Genomic DNA, 16,545 nt, shown 5'->3' on the forward strand with positions numbered 1-16,545 from the left:
TTCAGATCACCTTCGCTTCGTTCTTCAGTTTGTCCACCAGCGTTGCAACATCGGGCACCTTGATGCCGGCACCGCGCTTCGGAGGTTCCGAGACCTTCAAGGTCTTCAGGCGGGGCTTGACGTCCACACCCAGGTCTTCGGGCTTGAAGACGTCGAGCTGCTTCTTCTTGGCCTTCATGATGTTCGGCAGCGTCACATAGCGCGGCTCGTTCAGGCGCAGGTCGGTGGTGATGACGGCCGGCAGCGTGAGGGAGATGGTTTCCAGGCCGCCGTCGACTTCGCGGGTGACGGTGGCTTTGTCGCCAGCGACTTCGACCTTGGAGGCGAAGGTGGCTTGGGGCAGGTCGGCCAGGGCAGCCAGCATCTGGCCGGTCTGGTTGGCGTCGTCGTCGATGGCCTGCTTGCCAAGGATGATGAGCGACGGCTGCTCCTTGTCGACCAGCGCCTTGAGCAGCTTGGCGACGGCCAGCGGTTGCAGTTCTTCGGTGGTTTCCACGAGGATGCCGCGATCGGCGCCGATGGCCATGGCGGTGCGCAGGGTTTCCTGGCACTTGGCGTCACCGCAGGAGACGGCGATGACTTCGGTCACTACGCCCTTTTCCTTCAGGCGAACGGCTTCTTCAACGGCGATCTCGTCGAAGGGGTTCATGCTCATCTTGACGTTGGCAATGTCCACTCCGGTGCCGTCGCTCTTGACGCGCACTTTCACGTTGTAGTCGACGACCCGTTTGACAGGTACAAGAACCTTCATTGACTTGACTCCATTGGATTGCAAAAAGGGGGCTTCGAGGGCAGCCGGTCATTCTAGGACGCGACCTTTGCGGCCTCTCCGTTCTTCTCATCGGCGCAGGCGCCAAGAAAAAAGAACGATCGTGCTTTTCCGTGATTATAAAACAGCGTTGGGCGGCTGGGCGAGTCCATCCGGTAAAGACTCCACACGCACCACCCGCTGCGGATAGGGAATGTCGATGCCCGCGCCGCGCAGCCCGTCGAGGATGGCGATGTTGATGGCCGAGCGCAGGTTGTCCTTGCCCTTGTCGGGGTCGGCCACCCAGAAGTTCAGCGTGAACTCCAGGCCGTCGGGCGCGAAGTTCATGAGGAAGGCCACGGGCTCCGGGTCGGTCATCACGCGCGGTTGGGCCTTGGCCGCATCGCACAGGATGGTCTGCACCTGCGCCACGTTGCTCTCGTAGCCGACCACGATGGTGGTCGTGATGTTGAACTTGCGGTCGGCCAGCGACAGGTTTTCCACCCGGCTGGTGATGAGCGATTCGTTCGGCACGATCGCCTCCCGCCCATTTCCCGAGCGAATGAGCGTGTAGCGGGTCTTGATGTCCGTGATGCGGCCCTCGAAGGTGTCGACCTTCACGTTGTCGCCGATGCGGATCGAGCGCTCGAGCAGGATCACGAAACCGCTCACGTAATTGGCCGCCAGCTTCTGCAGCCCGAAACCAAGGCCCACGCCGAGCGCGCCACCCAGCACGGACAGCGCCGTCAGGTCCACCCCCACCGCCGACAACGCGAACAGCAGGCCGACCAGCAGCAGGAAGGCGCGCACCGCGTTCGAAGCCACCTTGCGCATCGACAGGTCAGTGACGGCCTCGCGCAGGATGCGTTTTTCGATGGTGCTGGAGATCCACAGCGAGATCACCAGCACCAGCCCCGCCGACAGCACGCCCTGGAAGATCGTCTGCAGGCTCACGCGCGTCTTGCCGAAGGCCAGCGTGATCTGGTCGAGTTCGGCCAGCACCGGCGGCAGCAGTCCGACGATCCAGAGCACCGCCGCAATCCATGCCAGCCAGGAGACGGTGCGCTCGATCAGCCGCACGACATTGGACGCCGGGAACACCGCCCGTAGCACCCGCGCAAACAGCCGGATGACCGCCAGCGACAGGAACACCGGCACCGCGATGCGCAGCACCAGCACGGTCTGGAAATCGATCACCACGCGCCGGGCGAGATCGGTGAGCACCAGCGCCAGCAGCGGGAACAGCAGTCCGTCGAAAGTGCTTTCGCCGAACCAGATCGAGTCCTTGGGCTGGTCGCGGCCGAACCATTTGCTCACGGCCCAGGCCAGCGCCACGCAGGCCACCAGCGCAACCAGCTCGATGCCGAGGCCGCGCGCATCGACCTGGGCGAGGCGTTGGGTGAAATCGTTGAAATTCATCTATTGAAAGAAAACGGAAGCGTGGGCGCCATTCGCGCCGGCTGCGTTACAGGTCCGCGAGAACGCGGATGTGGGCTTCCACGCTGCGCGCCAGCGCATCGAGGTTGTAGCCGCCTTCGAGCATCGAGACGATACGGCCCTTCGCATGGCGCCTGGCAACATCCTGTATGCGGCCCGTGATCCAGGCGAAGTCGTTCTCGTTGAGGCCAAGCTGGCCCAGGTCGTCCTCGCGGTGGGCGTCGAAGCCGGCGCTGATGAAGATCATCTGCGGCTTGAATTCTTCCAGCCGCGGCATCCAGATCGCCTCGATCAGCTCACGCACGTCCGTGCCCCGGGTGTAGGCCGGGATCGGCAGGTTCAGCATGTTCGACGCCGGGTGCACCGTGCCGCTGTACGGGTAGAACGGATGCTGGAAGAAGCCGACCATCAGCACGTTCGGGTCGTTCGACAGGATGTTCTCGGTACCGTTGCCGTGGTGCACGTCGAAGTCGACGATGGCCACGCGCTCCAGGCCGTGCACGTCGATGGCGTGCCGCGCGGCAATGGCGATGTTGTTGAAGAAACAGAAACCCATCGCCTGCTCGCGGCAGGCATGGTGGCCGGGCGGGCGCACCGAGCAGAAGGCGTTTTCCAGGTCGCCGGCAATCACCGCGTCGGTCGCGGCAATCGCAGCGCCGGCGGCGCGGCGCGCAGCCAGCAGGGTGAAGCGGGTGAGCATCGTGTCGGGGTCGACCTGCGCGTGGTCGGGGCCACCGGCGGGCTCGTCGGCCACCAGGCGCTGATGCAGTCCCTCGAGGTACTCGACGTGCTCCGTGCTGTGCGCCCGGGTGAGCTGCTCCAGGGTGGCCAGCGGCACCTCGCAGTGCTCCAGTGCGTCACCCACGCCGGTAAGCAGCAGGCGGTCTTCGATGGCATCCAGGCGCCCGGGACATTCGGGATGCCCCCCGCCCATGTCGTGCTTCCAGAAGTCGCGATGTGTGAAGTAGCCTGTCTTGCCCATGTGTCTCTGTCGCCACGTCTAGACCTCACGCGGCATGGGGCCGGCAGGTCTTACGGTATCGTTTGCATATGGATACAAATATGGACGTTGCTGCAAAGCTAGCCACTTTGTTAACTCAGCTTAACACGGTGATCGTGGGCAAAGAGGCCCAAGTGCGCGACTGCGTTGCCTGTCTGCTGGCGGGCGGGCACCTGCTGATCGAGGACGTGCCGGGGGTCGGCAAGACCACCCTCGCCCACGCGCTGTCGCATACCTTCGGGCTGCAGTTCTCCCGGGTGCAGTTCACCGCCGACCTGATGCCGGGCGACCTGTCGGGCGTGGCAATCTACGACCGGGGCCAGCAGGCCTTCGTGTTCCACCCCGGGCCGATCTTCGCGCAGGTGCTGCTGGCCGACGAAATCAACCGCGCCAGCCCCAAGACCCAGAGTGCGCTGCTCGAGGCGATGGAAGAAAAGCAGGTCACCGTCGAAGGCGAGACCCGTCCCCTGCCCACGCCCTTCTTCGTGATCGCCACGCAGAACCCGCAGGACCAGCTCGGCACCTTCGCCCTGCCCGAATCGCAGCTTGACCGTTTCCTGATGCGCATCTCGCTCGGCTACCCCGACCGCGCCGCCGAGCGCCAGCTGCTCTCGGGCGTCGACCGCCGAGAAATGCTGGCCTCCCTGCCCGCGATGCTGACCGCCGGCGAGCTGACCGCCCTGCAGCAGCGTGTGCAGCAGGTGCATGCGGCCGATCCGCTGCTCAACTACGTGCAAGACCTTATCGCGGCCACGCGCTCTGGCCGCTGGTTCCTGCAGGGCCTGTCGCCGCGCGCCGGCATCGCGGTGCTGCGTGCGGCCAAGGCGCAGGCGCTGCTGGCCAACCGCAACTACGTCGCTCCCGATGACGTGCAGGCCGTGCTGCCGCAGACGATCGCGCACCGCCTCACGCCGGTTGGCGACGCAGGCCGCGGCGCCGTCGAGCAGGTGCGCGCCATGATCGCCGCAGTGCCGCTGCCGTGAGCCTTGCTGGCGCCCTCCGCTCGCGCATCGACGGCTGGTTCCTGTCGCGCCGTCCGCCGTCGGACACGCTGGAGCTGACGCAGCGCAATGTCTACATCGTGCCCACGCGCGCCGGATGGACGCTGGCGGCAACGCTGCTGGTGCTGCTGATCGCCTCGATCAACTATCAGCTCAACCTGGGCTACCTGCTGACCTTCCTGCTCGCCGGCAGCGTGGCCGTGGGCATGCACGTGTGCCACGGCACGCTGCGCGGACTGGCCATGCACATGGTGGCGCCTGACGCCCACTATGCGGGCGCCGCCGCCGTCTTCCGGGTGGTGCTGCACAACACACGACGCAGCGTGCGCTACGGCATCGGCATGGCCGTGCGCGGCAGCGGGCAATGGGCCTGGACCGACGTGCCGGCCGAGGGCACGTCGACCGTCGAGATCGCATTCAAGCCCGAGCGGCGCGGGCTGCATCCGGTGCCGCCGCTGACGGCGGAAACACGCTTCCCGCTCGGCACGTTCCGCGTGTGGACGGTCTGGCGGCCGGCCGCGCAGATGCTGGTGTACCCCACGCCCGAAGCGCATCCGCCGCCGCTCCCGCCGGGCGAGCCCCTGTCGGGGCCAGCGGCAGTGTCCGCCGCGCTGCGGGCACACAACTCCGGCGAATACGATGGCGTGCGAGCCTACCGGCGCGGCGATCCGCTGAAGCTCGTGGTCTGGAAGAAGGCCGCGCGGGCGCAGGCAGCCGGGTCGGAAGACCTCGTCAGCCGCGACACGCAGCAGACCCAGCGCGAAGAACTCTGGCTCGATGCGCAGGCCACCGGCCTCGCGGACACCGAGGCCCGCATCTCGCGCTTGTGTGCCTGGGTGCTGATGTCAGACCGGCTGGGCGTGGACTACGGCGTGCGGGTGGCGGGCCGGGTCGTGAAGCCGTCCCAGGGCGAAGCCCACCGGCGGGCCTGCCTGGAGGCATTGGCCCTGTGCTGAACGAGACCGTCGAATGAACAGAGTTGCACGCGAACTCGCCTCGCTTCCCCGCGACGCGAGGGACACCCTTTTCCTTCTCTGCGTCATCGGCCTGATCCTCTTGCCGCAGGTCGAGAACCTGCCCTGGTGGTGCACGGCCATCACGGCAATGGTGCTGCTCTGGCGCGCCTCGCTTGCCGTGCAGGCACGCCCCCTTCCCAGCAAGTGGTGGCGCCTTGCGCTGCTGATGCTGACTATCGGCGCCACCTACGCCACCCACCGCACGCTGCTGGGCCGGGACGCGGGCGTCACGCTGATCGTCAGCCTGCTCGCACTCAAGACGCTGGAACTGCGCGCGCGGCGAGACGCCTTCGTCGTCTTCTTCCTGGGCTTCTTCACGATGCTCACGAACTTCTTCTATTCGCAATCGCTGCTGACCGCCTTCACCATGCTGCTGGCGCTGCTGGGCCTGCTGACGGCACTGGTCAACGCGCACATGCCCGTGGGCCGGCCTCCGCTGATGCAGGCCGCGCGCACCGCGGGATGGATGGCGCTTGCCGGCGCACCGATCATGCTCGCGCTGTTCCTGCTGTTCCCGCGCTTCGCACCGCTGTGGGGCACCCCCAGCGACGCCATGGCGGGCCGCACCGGCCTGTCGAACACCATGCGCGTGGGCACCATCGCCGAACTGGCGCTCGACGACAGCATCGCCGCGCGCATCAAGTTCGATGGCGACCGCGCGCCGCCGCAAAGTCAGCTCTACTTTCGCGGGCCGGTGCTGGCGCAGTTCGACGGCCGTGAGTGGACCGCGCTCCCGTCATGGGCACGCGGTGCGCAGTGGTCCGCCAACCTGCGCGTGAGCGGCGAGCCCGTGCGCTACGAGGTCACGCTCGAAGCCAACAACCGCCCCTGGCTGCTGACCCTCGACGCCTCGCAGCGCCCTCCCGAGGCTCCCGGATTCGAAGTCACCGGCACGCCCGACCTGCAATGGTTCGCTAACCGCCCCGTCACCGATCTGGTGCGCTACCGCGCCGAGAGCTACACGCAGTTCCAGAGCGGCCCGGTGAAGCGCACGGGCGGCCAGCTCCAGGCCTACCTGGCCCTGCCGCCTGGCACCAACCCGCGCACCGCCGCCCTCGCCGCCGAGATGCGCGCCGATCCCGCGCTGGCCAACGCCAATGCACAGGCATTCGTGCAGGCCGCCCTGCGGCGCCTTCGCACCGGCGGCTACACCTACACGCTGGAGCCGGGCGTTTATGGCGACAACACCGCCGACGAGTTCTGGTTCGACCGCAAGGAAGGCTTCTGCGAGCACATTGCCTCGGCCTTCGTGGTGCTGATGCGCAACCTCGGCATTCCGGCGCGCATCGTGACGGGCTATCAGGGCGGAGAACTCAACAGCGTAGACAACTACTGGATCGTGCGACAGAGCGATGCCCACGCATGGGCCGAGATCTGGCAGGAAGGCACCGGCTGGACGCGCGTGGACCCGACAGGCTCCGTCGCCCCGGGGCGCATCGGCCAGACGCAACGGCTCGTACCGCAACCGGGTCTGTTCGCGGGCGCCATCGGCTCGATGAGCCCCACGCTCGCCCAGAACATCCGTGCCGCCTGGGAGGCCGTGAACAACGGCTGGAACCAGTGGGTGCTCAACTACACGCAGAGCCGCCAGCTCAACCTGCTGAAGAACATCGGCTTCGAAGCGCCGAGCCTCGAAGACCTGGCCTACGTGCTGCTCTACCTGCTGGTGGGCGCGAGCCTGGCCGGTGCCGCCTGGACGCTGTGGGAGCGCAGCCGGCACGATCCGTGGCTGCGCCTGCTGGGCCAGGCGCGCGTACGGCTCGCCAAGGCCGGCCTGCAGCTGCCCGACACCGCCCCGCCCCGCCAGATGGCCCAGGCAGCCGACGCGCGTTTCGGCCCTGCCGCGCAGGCCGTGCGCGACTGGCTGCTGAAGCTCGAAGCGCAGCGCTACGCGCCGGCCACGCCGGACTCGCTCTCCACCCTGCGCTCGGAGTTCCGCCACCTCGCCTGGCCCAGCGCCAACGCACGCGGCTGAAACCACATGTGTCCCTGAAGAGGGGCGGCGCGGGCGGACGGCACAATCGGCCGATGCGATTTTTTCTCCCTACGCCTTCGCGCGCCGCTGCGGCAGCCGCTCTTCTCGCCGCATGCTGCGCCTGGTCCACGGGGGCCATGGCCCAGAAATCTTCCAACGGCCCTTCCAATGGCCGGAATGCAGCCGCCAGCCCGGTGCGCGGCAGCACGCCCTACGCCACGCGCGACGACGCGATGCAATTCGCCGACGACGTGGCCGAGCGCCGAGGACTCGACCGCGACTGGGTGCGCGCCACCATCGGCAGCGCGCGCTTCCTGCCCAACGTGCCGCGCCTGATGCTGCCAGGCCCGGTCGGCACCGTGAAGAACTGGCAAACGTACCGCAGCCGCTTCATCGACCCGGTGCGCATCGCGGCCGGCGTGCGCTTCTGGCGCGCCAACGCCGACACGCTGGCGCGCGCCGAGCAGGTGTACGGCGTGCCGCCGGAAATCATCGTCGGCATCATCGGCGTGGAAACCATCTACGGCCGCAACATGGGCAACTTCCGCGTGATCGACGCGCTGGCCACGCTCTCATTCGACTTCCCCGACGGCCACCCACGCGCCGCCGAGCGCCAGGCCTTCTTCCGCGGCGAACTCGAAAGCTTCCTGAGCACCGAGAGCCGCACCGCCGACGATCCGCTCACGCCCCTGGGCAGCTATGCCGGCGCCATGGGCATGCCGCAGTTCATGCCCAGCAGCATGGCCAAGTACGCGGTCGACTTCGACGGCGACAGCCGCATCGACCTCGTCAACAACCCGGCCGACGTGATCGGCTCGGTCGCCAACTACTTCAAGTCCTTCGGCTGGACTCCCGGCATGCCGGCCATCTACCCGGTGCATTTCGAGGAAGCGCGGCTGCAGAAGGCGCTGCTGCTGGCGCCCGACATCCTGCCGACCTTCAGCGCCGACAGCTTCGTGGCCGCCGGTGCAGTGCCCGAGGGCGAAGGCATCAAGCACAAGGGCCTGCTCGCATTGATCGAACTGCAGAACGGCGCCGACGCACCGCCGACCTACGTGGCGGGCACGCGCAACTTCTACGTGATCACGCGCTACAACTGGAGCAGCTACTACGCCATGTCCGTGCTCGACCTCGGGCAAGAGGTCAAGGCGGCGATGGAGCAATAGGCGACATGACACCCGAGGCGCTGCACGCGAACTGGACCGACGCATGGCGTGCGCTGGGCATCGAGTCGCCCGGCGATGCGCTCTGCACCGAGCTGCAGCGCCGCTACGGCGAGCCGCAGCGCCACTACCACACGATGCAGCACCTGGGCGAATGCCTCGCGTGGTTCGAGCGCGAGAAGACATCGGCCGAGCGCCCTGGCGAAGTGGCGCTTGCGCTGTGGTTCCATGACGCGGTCTACGACGTGCACGCCCACGACAACGAAGCTCGCAGCGCAGACTGGGCGCGCCAGGCCCTGCTTGAAGCCGGCGTGGACGAAGCAGCAGCCGAACGGGTTCACGCGCTCGTCATGGCCACGCGCCACGACGCGGTGCCCGAAGGCCGCGATGCCGAACTGCTGATCGACATCGACCTGTCGATCCTCGGCGCCGAACGCACGCGCTTCGACGAGTACGAGCGCCAGGTGCATGCCGAGTACGCCTTCGTTCCGGATGAAGTGCGCCTGCCGCGCCGCCGCGCGATCCTTCAGCGCTTTCTCGACCGCCAGGCCATCTACGCCACGCCGCGGATGCACGCGCAACTCGAAGCACAGGCGCGCGCCAACCTGCAGCGCTCCATCGCCGGCTGACTGGCCTTGCCCGTCAGGCGGGCACCAGCCGCCACCATTCGGAACGCGACAGTTCGCCGTTGCGCTCCTCTTCAACGATGCCGAACAGCAGTCCATCACGCGACGCACCCAGCTTCGCCAGTTGCAGCGTGCGCGCCGGATCGCGGCACAGCGCGAAGCTGGCGTCGCCCTGCCATTCGAGACACCGACCGACTTCGGCCAGCATCAGCGCAGGCTGACTCTGCATGAAGGTGAAGGGCATCGGCAGGCCCGCATCGAGCTGGGTCAGGCCTGCGTGCGTGGCGCCCCATGCACCGCGCATGCTGGCAACGCGGATGCGCGCGCCGGCCGGCAGCGCTGCCTCGCCAGCGGCGTCGAGGCAGCAGCGCGCGCCGTACATCGCCAGCTCGGTCCACAGGCCGACGCGGCGCGGCCGGCGGCCGATGCGGCGGGCCAGGTCGTCGCGCCAGTCGGCGGGCGGCGGATGCGCGACGAAATGAGCTGCGGTGCGCCAGGTGCTCATGAGCCGACATCCTTCAACACCAGCGAGGCATGCCCGCCGCCGAAGCCGACCACGTTGAGCAGGATGTTGCGCAGCCTCTGCGGCGCCTGCTTGCTCAGCGCAATGCCGAGCGAGGCATCGAGCGGATAGTCCACGGTGGGCCAGACGCCACCTTCGATGCAGCCAACCAGCAGGGCCAATTCCGCCGCCCCCGCCGCGCCCAGCGTGTGGCCGATCGCCGACTTGAGCGACACCAGCGGCGGCAGCGGATCGAACACCTGCTTCAGCGCTTCCACCTCGATGGCATCGTTGACGGGGCTGCCAGCCGCCTGCACCTTGATCAGGTCAATGTCGCCGGGCTGCAGGCCGCTCTGCGTCAGCGCGCCGCGACACATCGCGAGCACGGCCGAGGCTTCGGTGCCAGAGGGGTTGCGCCCATCGACCACATTGGCGCCACCCGTGATCTGCCATCGCGCGGGCTGCGATGTCAGGCGCAATGCAGCCACCGCTTCGCCGAGCACCAGCCCCTTGCGCTGCGCACCGAAGGGCTGCGCGCTGTCCGGCGCCAGCAGTTGCATCGCGCCGAAGCCGGCCACGGTGAAGCGGTTGTCCATCTCGACGCCGAGCACAAGCGCTTCGTCGGCCTCCGCGCTTCGGATCAGGTCGGCGGCGGCCAGCACGGCGTTGAGCGCCGAGGTGCAGGCGGTGGAAACGGTGAACACCGGCCCCTGCCAGTCCAGCGCGCGGGCCACGACACCGGCAAAGTCCTGCAGATCACCGCCTAGCCGCAGATCCTGTTTCTCGTATTCCATGAAGCCGATGTCGAGCGACGACGAGGCCACGAACAGCGGCGCGGTGCGTGGTCCCAAATCACCGGTCTTGTCAGTCTGCGCAACCACGCTGCGCACGGTGCTGCATAGGCGCTGCGTCCAGTCGCCTTCTCTCGACGCCAGCGCGTAGACCGGCCAGCTGATTCCGTCCGCCACGGCCACCGGCGTCGGGGGCGTGCCACCATGTCGCAATGAGGCCAGCACGGACGGCATGTCGTCACCCAGCACACAGGCCAGGCCCATGCCGGCCAGGTAGACATCGTTCATGCCTTGCCCGCTTGCGCCAGATGCTCCGCGAGATGGGCGATGGAAGTCATCGCCCGGCGCGTTTCCTTGCTGTCGGGCATGCGCACGCCAAAGCGCTGCTGGATCGTCATCGACACCTGCAGGGCGTCGAGCGAATCGAGGTCGAGCCGGGCCTCAGGGCCGAACAGCGGCTCGTCGTCGCCGAGGCCGCCCGGGGGCGCATCTTTCTCGACGGCTTCGAGCACCATCGCCTTGAGGCTGGCAATGAATTCAGGGGTGACGGTGGTGCTCACGGTGCGCGCCTGCGAAACAGGAAAACGGCCAGAAGAAACATCAGCGCCGCGAACACGACCAGCCGGCCGATCTGCGGCAGGGCATCGGCCACGCCGCCGCCGCGCAGCAGCACGGTCAGCAGCGCCTCGAGCCCCCAGTTCATCGGAGAGATCTCGACCAGCCGCTGCATGAAGCCCGGCATGACGAACTTGGGCACCATGATGCCGCCCGCCGCCGCCATCAGCACATTGACCATCGGCCCGATGGTGGCGGCCTGCGCATGGCTGCGCACCAGGCAAGCCAGCGCGAGCGACAGGCTCACCGCCGCCAGGCTCACTGCCCCCAGCGACAGCAGCAGAGCACCCCAATGGATGCCCGCGAGCGACAGTGCATCGCCGCCGATCAGCGGCATGAACCAGATGCCGGCCGCGAGCATCAGCACAGCCTGCAGCGCGTTCACGCCCAGGTACGGCAGCGCCTTCGATGCCAACAGCATGGTGCGCGACACGCCCAGGCTCTGCAGCCGGCCGAGCGCGCCCGAGCTGCGCTCCTGCACGAACAGGCTGGAGAGCGAGGCCACCACGAAGAACATGCCGAACACCAGCCATGCCGGCACGTTCTGCTGCACCGAGGTCGGCCGCGGGCCGGCGGTGGAGAAGCGCTCGGCATGCACCATCGCCTCGATGGAAGCCTCTGGCGCAGGACTGGCCGTGCCGGGCACCGCCAGCGCGAGGCGCGCCTTGAGCTCGCCCGATGCGCCGATGAGTTCGGCACGCAGCGCGTTGAACAGGTTGGCGTCGATGCCCGGCTCGGTCAGCAGATGGATGCGCGCCTGCGTCGACAGCGCGGCAGATTCCAGTTCTTCAGACAGGCCCGGCTCCATCACGATCACGTACTTGAGCGAGCCGTTGCGCAGCCGCGCCTGCCAGTCGCTGCCCAGCGGCTGCGGTGCACCATGGCTGCGCTGCCAGAGCTGCTGCAGCCATTTGGCCGGCGTGGCCGTGTCGCGCATGTCGATGGCATAAGTCAGCTCGGCCAGTGGCGGGCGATAGATATCCTTCAGCGTGAGCGACATCAGCACAATGAAGACCATCGGCATCAGGAACAGCGCGGCAAGGCCATGCATGTCGCGCACGAGGGCGAGCAGTTCTTTCTTGATGAGCGCGAGGAGCATGGGGGTCAGTCGCGCAGCGAGCGATGGGTGAGCGCCATGAACAGCTGCTCGAGGTCATGGCGGCCGAATTCGGCATGGCGCACTTCGATGCCCGCGGCCTCGAGCGCGGCCAGCACAGGCCCCGGGCCGCTGCCGGCGTTCAGGTGAATGCGCCAGTGCACTCCCCCCTGCTCCACCGTGCCGAAGCGCGAGAGCATGTCGGCATCTAGCCCGTCAGCAGCCAGCGTGAGCAGCATCGCGTTCTTCGACAGCAGTTCGTCGAGCGAGCCTTCGCGCAGCACATGGCCGCGGTCGAGGATGGCGACACGGTCAGCGATTGCCTCGATCTCTTCCATGTAGTGCGAGGCGTAGATCACCGCCGCGCCCTGTTGCGCGAGGCTCTTGATGGCGTCGAGGATGAAGGCGCGCGATTGCGGATCGACGCCCACGGTGGGCTCGTCGAACAGCATCAGCTCGGGTTCGGGCAGCAGGGCAATGGCCAGGTTGAGCCGGCGCTTGAGGCCGCCCGAGAGCCGCTCGGCGCGCACGCCCGCGAACTGCTCCAGCTGTGCAAACTGCGTACAGGCCGCGATGCGCTCCTTCTTGCGCGCACCCGACAGGCCTCCAGCCGCGGCAAAGCAGGCAAGGTTCTCGGCCACGGTCAGCATCGGATAGAAAGCCTGCTCCTGTGGCGCCACGGCAATGCGCGTTGGCGTCTTCGCGCGCACCTGCTGCAGCGGCTGGCCATCGATTCGGATCTCGCCCGACTGCACGGCCAGCGCGCCCGACAGGTGCGAGATCAGCGTGGTCTTGCCTGCGCCGTTCGGTCCCAGCAAGCCCAATACGCAGCCCTTTGGCACCGCGAGCGATACGTCGGCCAGCGCGGGCGCGTCGGCATGCGGGTAGCGGTAGCTGAGCTGGCGCAGCTCTAACATCAGGCGACTGCAGCCTTCAGGTCGCGGAAAAAGCTTTCTTCCTGCTGCGCCTGCTCACGCAGCTTCGCAGCCAGCGCAGCCGGGTCGACCGCCTCGCGCCCCTTCACCATGCGCGCGGCCTTGAGCGCGAATGCACGCCAGCCGTCGCCGATGGCGATGAGCCGCTCGGACATCTGCTGCAACTGCGGCTTGTCGAGCAGCTGGGCCGCCTCCTGCAGAAAGCCCGCGTAGATGAAGCGGAAGCCCGCCCCGCCCGTGCCGATTTCTTCCTGCATGCGCACCACGTGGCCGATGAAGTCGACGCTGCGCGGATCGGCCGGCGACAGCCTCTGCATGCGCTTGGCCAGCGTGTGCATGCCGCGCACACCGACGATGGGAATGGGCGCGAGCATGTTGCGCACTGTCTTGCGGATGGCCTTGACCACTGAGGCCGCATCGACGACCTTGCGGTCGATGGCCTGCGGGTAGTACATGAGTCCCTTCGGGGCCAGCACGCCCTTGGCGAAGCGGGCACGTGCCAGGTCGCTGCTCGCACAACGCACGGGCTCCTCGAACACCGGGTCGCTGATCAGGTAGTCGTCGCCGTCCTTGCCGTACACCAGCAGGTTGTGCGCATTGAAGTGAAAGCGCATGTTCGGCGGAAAGTACGGCAGCCAGTACACCGACGTTTGCAGCCCCACCAGTTGGCCATCGGCCAGCAGCGCGTCGAGCCTCTGCTGCCCCGCCTCGGCGCTGCGGAAGGTCTCGAAGCGGAAGCGCGCGGCCATCGGCGCCAGCAGGCCCTTGATGATGGCCTTGGGCGGCATGCGGTACGAGATCAGCGGCAGGCCCGACAGCTTGATGAAGGGAAGGTACGCGAACGAAATCGCGGACGACAGGCCCAACGCCATGCTCTCGCTCATCGGCGCGCCGTGGTGGCGCATCAGGCTGGAGATGACGCCGCTTTCGCAATGCGCCGCCTGTTGGTGTTGAAAGTTCACGGCAGGCCTTGCAAGGTGGAAACGGGCAGGCCCAGCGCTTCGCTGTAGCGTGCGAGTTGCGCCGGCGACAGCGCGGCGAAATGGCGCGGCTGCAGGTGGCGCCGCACGCGCCACTGCCAGAAGCCGCTGGTCTGCGAGAGCAGCGCCACGTCCATGCGGCGCTCGTACATCCAGTATTCGAGCGGCGAGGCCTGCCCCGCTTTCACGCGCTCCTTTGCGGCCTGCGCCTGTTCGACGAGCACGTCGACCGCGTGACTGGTGACGATCTCTTCCGCCTCCCAGCCGCGCGAAGTGGTGGTGACGACGCGGCCCTGCGCATCGCGGGCGTACATCAGCTTGGAGTGGCCGTCGAGGGTCGCATTGCCCTCCTGCGGTACAGCGTCGAGATCCATGGCTACACCGCTTCCATATAGATGAAGCCGCTGGAAAAGCGGCCGCTTTCGGGCACGAACATCAGCAGCTTCTGGCCGCGCTGGATGCGGCCCGAGCGGAACAGCTCGTCGAGCATGATGTAAGGCGACGCCGAACCTGTGTTGCCCTTGCTCGCAAGATTGCTGAACCAGCGCTCGCGCGGAATCGGCAGGCCCAGCGATTCGAGGCACTGGCTCACCGGCTCGACGAAGTACTGCGACGACAGGTGCGGCAGGAACCAGTCGATGTCCGCCGTCTTCAGCCCGCGCCGCTCGATGATGGCCGCCAGCGGCTCGCCCAGCGTGGCGCGCACGATGTTGTCGTTGAGCAGGCGCACGTCCTGCTTGACGGCGAAGGTCGACTCGCGCTGCCAGTCTTCGGGCGACTTGCGTCCCCAGCCGTCGAGGCCGCCTTCGGCATTCTTCTCGGCGCCGGCGTACATGCACACCGGCAGTTCGTGCGCGGCGGACGACAGGTCGATCCAGTCGATGCGCAGCGACAGCGGTCCGCGTGGCTCGCGCTCCAGCAGCACTGCACCCGCGCCGTCGGACAGCATCCAGCGCAGAAAGTCTTTCTCGAAGGCCAGTTCGGGCCGCGCCTCCAATGCTTCGAGCTTGTGCTCGAGCTCGGCCTCGAAGCGCGAGCCGCGCATCACGGCCGAGGCGAGCTCCGAACCCGTGGCCACCGCGCGCCGGGCATCGCCCGCGCGCACCGAGAGCCATGCATGCTTCAACGCGGTGGCACCGGCCAGGCAGATGCCCGCGCAGGCCACTACTTCGAGCCGCGGCCAGCCGAGTTCGCCGTGCACCATTACCGCGTGGTTGGGCATGAGCTGGTCGGGCAGCGAGGTGCCGGTGACGAGGCAGTCGACCGGTCCCACGTCGCCCAGCGCGCGGATCGCGGATGCAGTGAGCTGCGCGTTGGTCATCGCCAGTTCGCCCGTGGCGCGGTCGATGGCGTAGTGGCGCGACTGGATGCCGTTGCTGCGCAGGATCAGCCGCCGCGCGCGGGACGCCTTGCCGCCGATGCGACCGAGGACGTCTTCGATGTCTTCATTGCTGACCGGGGAAAAGGGCAGAAAGGCGGCAGTGCGGGTCAGGAAGACATCAGTCGTCATAGAGGGGGGTGCGGTCCGTGGCAGAGCCCGACGGGCACTCGAATTGGGCTGTCATTTTAGTCAGCCACCCTCTGAACAAAGGTCGCAAGAGTGCCTGCAGGCTCAGGCTCACGGGCACCACCGTAATGATCAGTACCAGCAGAAACAGCACGTACAGCAGCAGCAGCGGCTTGCGCTGCCACGCGCCGGGCCCGCCGGCGGCCATGATCAGCTTGCCCCAGAGGTAGAAGCTGCGCGTGCCGGCCTTCTCGCTGATGAGCAGCCTGGCATTGGCCTGCACCGCCCCGAGGCCGGCCAGCAGCGGCTGCTTGCCGCGCTCCAGGTCGTTGTGCAGGGCATCACGCAGGGCACGGCCGAAGCGGCCTGTACCGTCGATCTGTTCGGCACTGAGCCCGGCATCGGGCATGCCCCAGAAGCCGCGCTTGCGGCCCCAGATCAGCCAGGCCGGCGTGGTGAAGAAGGTGGCGAGCGTGGGGCCGGGGTCGGTCAGCACCACGTTGTCGATCAGCCTCGCGCCGACGTCGTCGAGCATGCCCTTGAGTTTTTCGTGGGCCAGAAGCCACATGTTGCGGCAGGCGATGACCGTGACCACCGGCTTGCCCTTGAGCAGCCGCGCCGCCACCGGGTGCTTGAGGAAGGCCGCCACGGGCTGTGAAGGCGCCAGGAACCACACCTGGTACGGGAGGATGACGAGGTCGAAGTCTTCCTCGCCCGTGAGCGACAGCGGCGCCAGCGGCTGCGGCTTCATGTGGGCCGACTCTGGGAAAGCGTCGAAGAAGCTCAGGAAGGGCCAGGGAAAGGGGTACGGCGCAAGTGGGCGCAGCGTTTCCTCGTGCACCTCGATCGACGGATCGGCGCGCAGCGGCGCCACGATCCGGTCTGCAACCTCGTCGAGCTGGCCGGATTGCGAATAGCGAAGAACGAGGACGCGCTTGACGCTTCGAGGGGGGCTGGAGGGGCTGGAAGTCACTGGCGGTGGCGTTTCGGGGGCCGTCGAATGTACGCGATGCCTGTAGCGAGCGCATCTGCCAATGGTCATGGCGTCGCGGCAATCAGACGGTCGAATCGGTCAAATGGCCGGCGATGCGGAAAAAGAACAAGAAAAAAGGGCCGTACCTTGCGGCACGGCCCCTGTCGTGGTGCGCGAGGG

17 protein-coding genes are annotated in these 16,545 nt (G+C 67.5%); 5 read left to right on the forward strand and 12 right to left on the reverse strand.

Annotation, left to right across the window (positions count from 1 at the left end; translation table 11 throughout):
* Nucleotide 1: 1 nt before the first annotated feature.
* From ACZYSP_RS06285 to ACZYSP_RS06295, 3 genes are all read right to left on the reverse strand, one after another.
* Nucleotides 2-751 (reverse strand): electron transfer flavoprotein subunit beta/FixA family protein, encoded by a 750-nt coding sequence (locus ACZYSP_RS06285; protein WP_440533432.1) that lies wholly within the window; start codon nt 749-751, stop codon nt 2-4.
* 135 nt (nt 752-886) lie between these two features.
* Nucleotides 887-2,167 carry a mechanosensitive ion channel family protein gene (locus tag ACZYSP_RS06290; RefSeq protein WP_489013148.1) on the reverse strand — a complete coding sequence of 427 codons (1,281 nt, stop codon included), beginning with the start codon at nt 2,165-2,167 and terminating at the stop codon, nt 887-889.
* Nucleotides 2,168-2,213: 46 nt separating this feature from the next.
* Nucleotides 2,214-3,167: a histone deacetylase family protein gene (locus tag ACZYSP_RS06295; RefSeq protein ID WP_489013150.1), complete on the reverse strand. Its 954-nt coding sequence runs from the start codon at nt 3,165-3,167 to the stop codon at nt 2,214-2,216.
* 80 nt (nt 3,168-3,247) lie between these two features.
* Between ACZYSP_RS06295 and ACZYSP_RS06300 the strand changes: the two genes are divergently transcribed.
* The 5 genes from ACZYSP_RS06300 to ACZYSP_RS06320 are packed head-to-tail and all read left to right on the forward strand — an operon-like array spanning nt 3,248 to nt 8,969.
* Nucleotides 3,248-4,168 carry an AAA family ATPase gene (locus ACZYSP_RS06300; protein ID WP_093050740.1) on the forward strand — a complete coding sequence of 307 codons (921 nt, stop codon included), beginning with the start codon at nt 3,248-3,250 and terminating at the stop codon, nt 4,166-4,168.
* Entirely contained in the window at nt 4,165-5,142 is a 978-nt protein-coding gene (locus tag ACZYSP_RS06305) for a DUF58 domain-containing protein (protein WP_489013153.1), read from the forward strand. Before ACZYSP_RS06300 ends, ACZYSP_RS06305 begins: the two co-directional genes overlap by 4 nt.
* 13 nt (nt 5,143-5,155) lie before the next feature.
* Nucleotides 5,156-7,177 carry a transglutaminase TgpA family protein gene (locus tag ACZYSP_RS06310; RefSeq protein ID WP_489013155.1) on the forward strand — a complete coding sequence of 674 codons (2,022 nt, stop codon included), beginning with the start codon at nt 5,156-5,158 and terminating at the stop codon, nt 7,175-7,177.
* Between the two features lie 53 nt (nt 7,178-7,230).
* Nucleotides 7,231-8,343, forward strand: coding sequence for a lytic murein transglycosylase B (gene mltB, locus ACZYSP_RS06315; RefSeq protein WP_307616747.1), 1,113 nt, complete (start codon nt 7,231-7,233; stop codon nt 8,341-8,343).
* Nucleotides 8,344-8,348: 5 nt separating this feature from the next.
* A complete protein-coding gene (locus ACZYSP_RS06320; protein ID WP_489013158.1) occupies nt 8,349-8,969 on the forward strand; it encodes an HD domain-containing protein in 621 nt (206 codons plus the stop codon).
* A 13-nt stretch (nt 8,970-8,982) separates the two neighbouring features.
* Here the strand turns inward: ACZYSP_RS06320 and ACZYSP_RS06325 are convergent, their stop codons facing one another.
* Genes ACZYSP_RS06325 through ACZYSP_RS06365 form a run of 9 tightly spaced genes read right to left on the reverse strand, consistent with a single transcriptional unit; the run spans nt 8,983 to nt 16,365 of the window.
* Nucleotides 8,983-9,471, reverse strand: a complete 489-nt coding sequence (locus tag ACZYSP_RS06325) for a hypothetical protein (protein WP_489013160.1) — start codon at nt 9,469-9,471, stop codon at nt 8,983-8,985.
* Complete coding sequence (locus tag ACZYSP_RS06330) at nt 9,468-10,547, reverse strand: beta-ketoacyl synthase N-terminal-like domain-containing protein (RefSeq protein ID WP_489013162.1); 1,080 nt, start codon at nt 10,545-10,547, stop codon at nt 9,468-9,470. Before ACZYSP_RS06330 ends, ACZYSP_RS06325 begins: the two co-directional genes overlap by 4 nt.
* Complete coding sequence (locus ACZYSP_RS06335) at nt 10,544-10,819, reverse strand: acyl carrier protein (RefSeq protein WP_256328860.1); 276 nt, start codon at nt 10,817-10,819, stop codon at nt 10,544-10,546. The genes ACZYSP_RS06330 and ACZYSP_RS06335 overlap by 4 nt, the downstream gene beginning before the upstream one ends.
* A complete protein-coding gene (locus ACZYSP_RS06340; RefSeq protein ID WP_489013165.1) occupies nt 10,816-11,973 on the reverse strand; it encodes an ABC transporter permease in 1,158 nt (385 codons plus the stop codon). The genes ACZYSP_RS06335 and ACZYSP_RS06340 overlap by 4 nt, the downstream gene beginning before the upstream one ends.
* Before the next feature lie 5 nt (nt 11,974-11,978).
* Nucleotides 11,979-12,887: an ABC transporter ATP-binding protein gene (locus tag ACZYSP_RS06345; RefSeq protein WP_097198804.1), complete on the reverse strand. Its 909-nt coding sequence runs from the start codon at nt 12,885-12,887 to the stop codon at nt 11,979-11,981.
* Nucleotides 12,887-13,867 carry a BtrH-related acyltransferase DarH gene (darH, locus tag ACZYSP_RS06350; protein WP_489013167.1) on the reverse strand — a complete coding sequence of 327 codons (981 nt, stop codon included), beginning with the start codon at nt 13,865-13,867 and terminating at the stop codon, nt 12,887-12,889. The genes ACZYSP_RS06345 and darH overlap by 1 nt, the downstream gene beginning before the upstream one ends.
* On the reverse strand, nt 13,864-14,259 hold the full coding sequence (locus ACZYSP_RS06355) for a DarG family dialkylresorcinol biosynthesis protein (protein ID WP_093050769.1): 396 nt from the start codon (nt 14,257-14,259) through the stop codon (nt 13,864-13,866). Before ACZYSP_RS06355 ends, darH begins: the two co-directional genes overlap by 4 nt.
* Before the next feature lie 2 nt (nt 14,260-14,261).
* A complete protein-coding gene (locus ACZYSP_RS06360; protein ID WP_489013170.1) occupies nt 14,262-15,395 on the reverse strand; it encodes a beta-ketoacyl-ACP synthase III in 1,134 nt (377 codons plus the stop codon).
* On the reverse strand, nt 15,385-16,365 hold the full coding sequence (locus ACZYSP_RS06365; RefSeq protein ID WP_489013172.1) for a dialkylresorcinol condensing enzyme: 981 nt from the start codon (nt 16,363-16,365) through the stop codon (nt 15,385-15,387). Before ACZYSP_RS06365 ends, ACZYSP_RS06360 begins: the two co-directional genes overlap by 11 nt.
* Between the last annotated feature and the right edge of the window lie 180 nt (nt 16,366-16,545).

This window comes from Variovorax sp. F042 (genome assembly GCF_057814215.1).

Coding starts and splice junctions, on each gene's coding strand:
- ACZYSP_RS06285 (WP_440533432.1), bottom strand. CDS start 751: ATGAAGGTTCTTGTACCTGTCAAACGGGTCGTCGACTACAACGTGAAA.
- ACZYSP_RS06290 (WP_489013148.1), bottom strand. CDS start 2,167: ATGAATTTCAACGATTTCACCCAACGCCTCGCCCAGGTCGATGCGCGC.
- ACZYSP_RS06295 (WP_489013150.1), bottom strand. CDS start 3,167: ATGGGCAAGACAGGCTACTTCACACATCGCGACTTCTGGAAGCACGAC.
- ACZYSP_RS06300 (WP_093050740.1), top strand. CDS start 3,248: ATGGACGTTGCTGCAAAGCTAGCCACTTTGTTAACTCAGCTTAACACG.
- ACZYSP_RS06310 (WP_489013155.1), top strand. CDS start 5,156: ATGAACAGAGTTGCACGCGAACTCGCCTCGCTTCCCCGCGACGCGAGG.
- mltB (WP_307616747.1), top strand. CDS start 7,231: ATGCGATTTTTTCTCCCTACGCCTTCGCGCGCCGCTGCGGCAGCCGCT.
- ACZYSP_RS06320 (WP_489013158.1), top strand. CDS start 8,349: ATGACACCCGAGGCGCTGCACGCGAACTGGACCGACGCATGGCGTGCG.
- ACZYSP_RS06325 (WP_489013160.1), bottom strand. CDS start 9,471: ATGAGCACCTGGCGCACCGCAGCTCATTTCGTCGCGCATCCGCCGCCC.
- ACZYSP_RS06330 (WP_489013162.1), bottom strand. CDS start 10,547: ATGAACGATGTCTACCTGGCCGGCATGGGCCTGGCCTGTGTGCTGGGT.
- ACZYSP_RS06340 (WP_489013165.1), bottom strand. CDS start 11,973: ATGCTCCTCGCGCTCATCAAGAAAGAACTGCTCGCCCTCGTGCGCGAC.
- ACZYSP_RS06345 (WP_097198804.1), bottom strand. CDS start 12,887: ATGTTAGAGCTGCGCCAGCTCAGCTACCGCTACCCGCATGCCGACGCG.
- ACZYSP_RS06355 (WP_093050769.1), bottom strand. CDS start 14,259: ATGGATCTCGACGCTGTACCGCAGGAGGGCAATGCGACCCTCGACGGC.
- ACZYSP_RS06360 (WP_489013170.1), bottom strand. CDS start 15,395: ATGACGACTGATGTCTTCCTGACCCGCACTGCCGCCTTTCTGCCCTTT.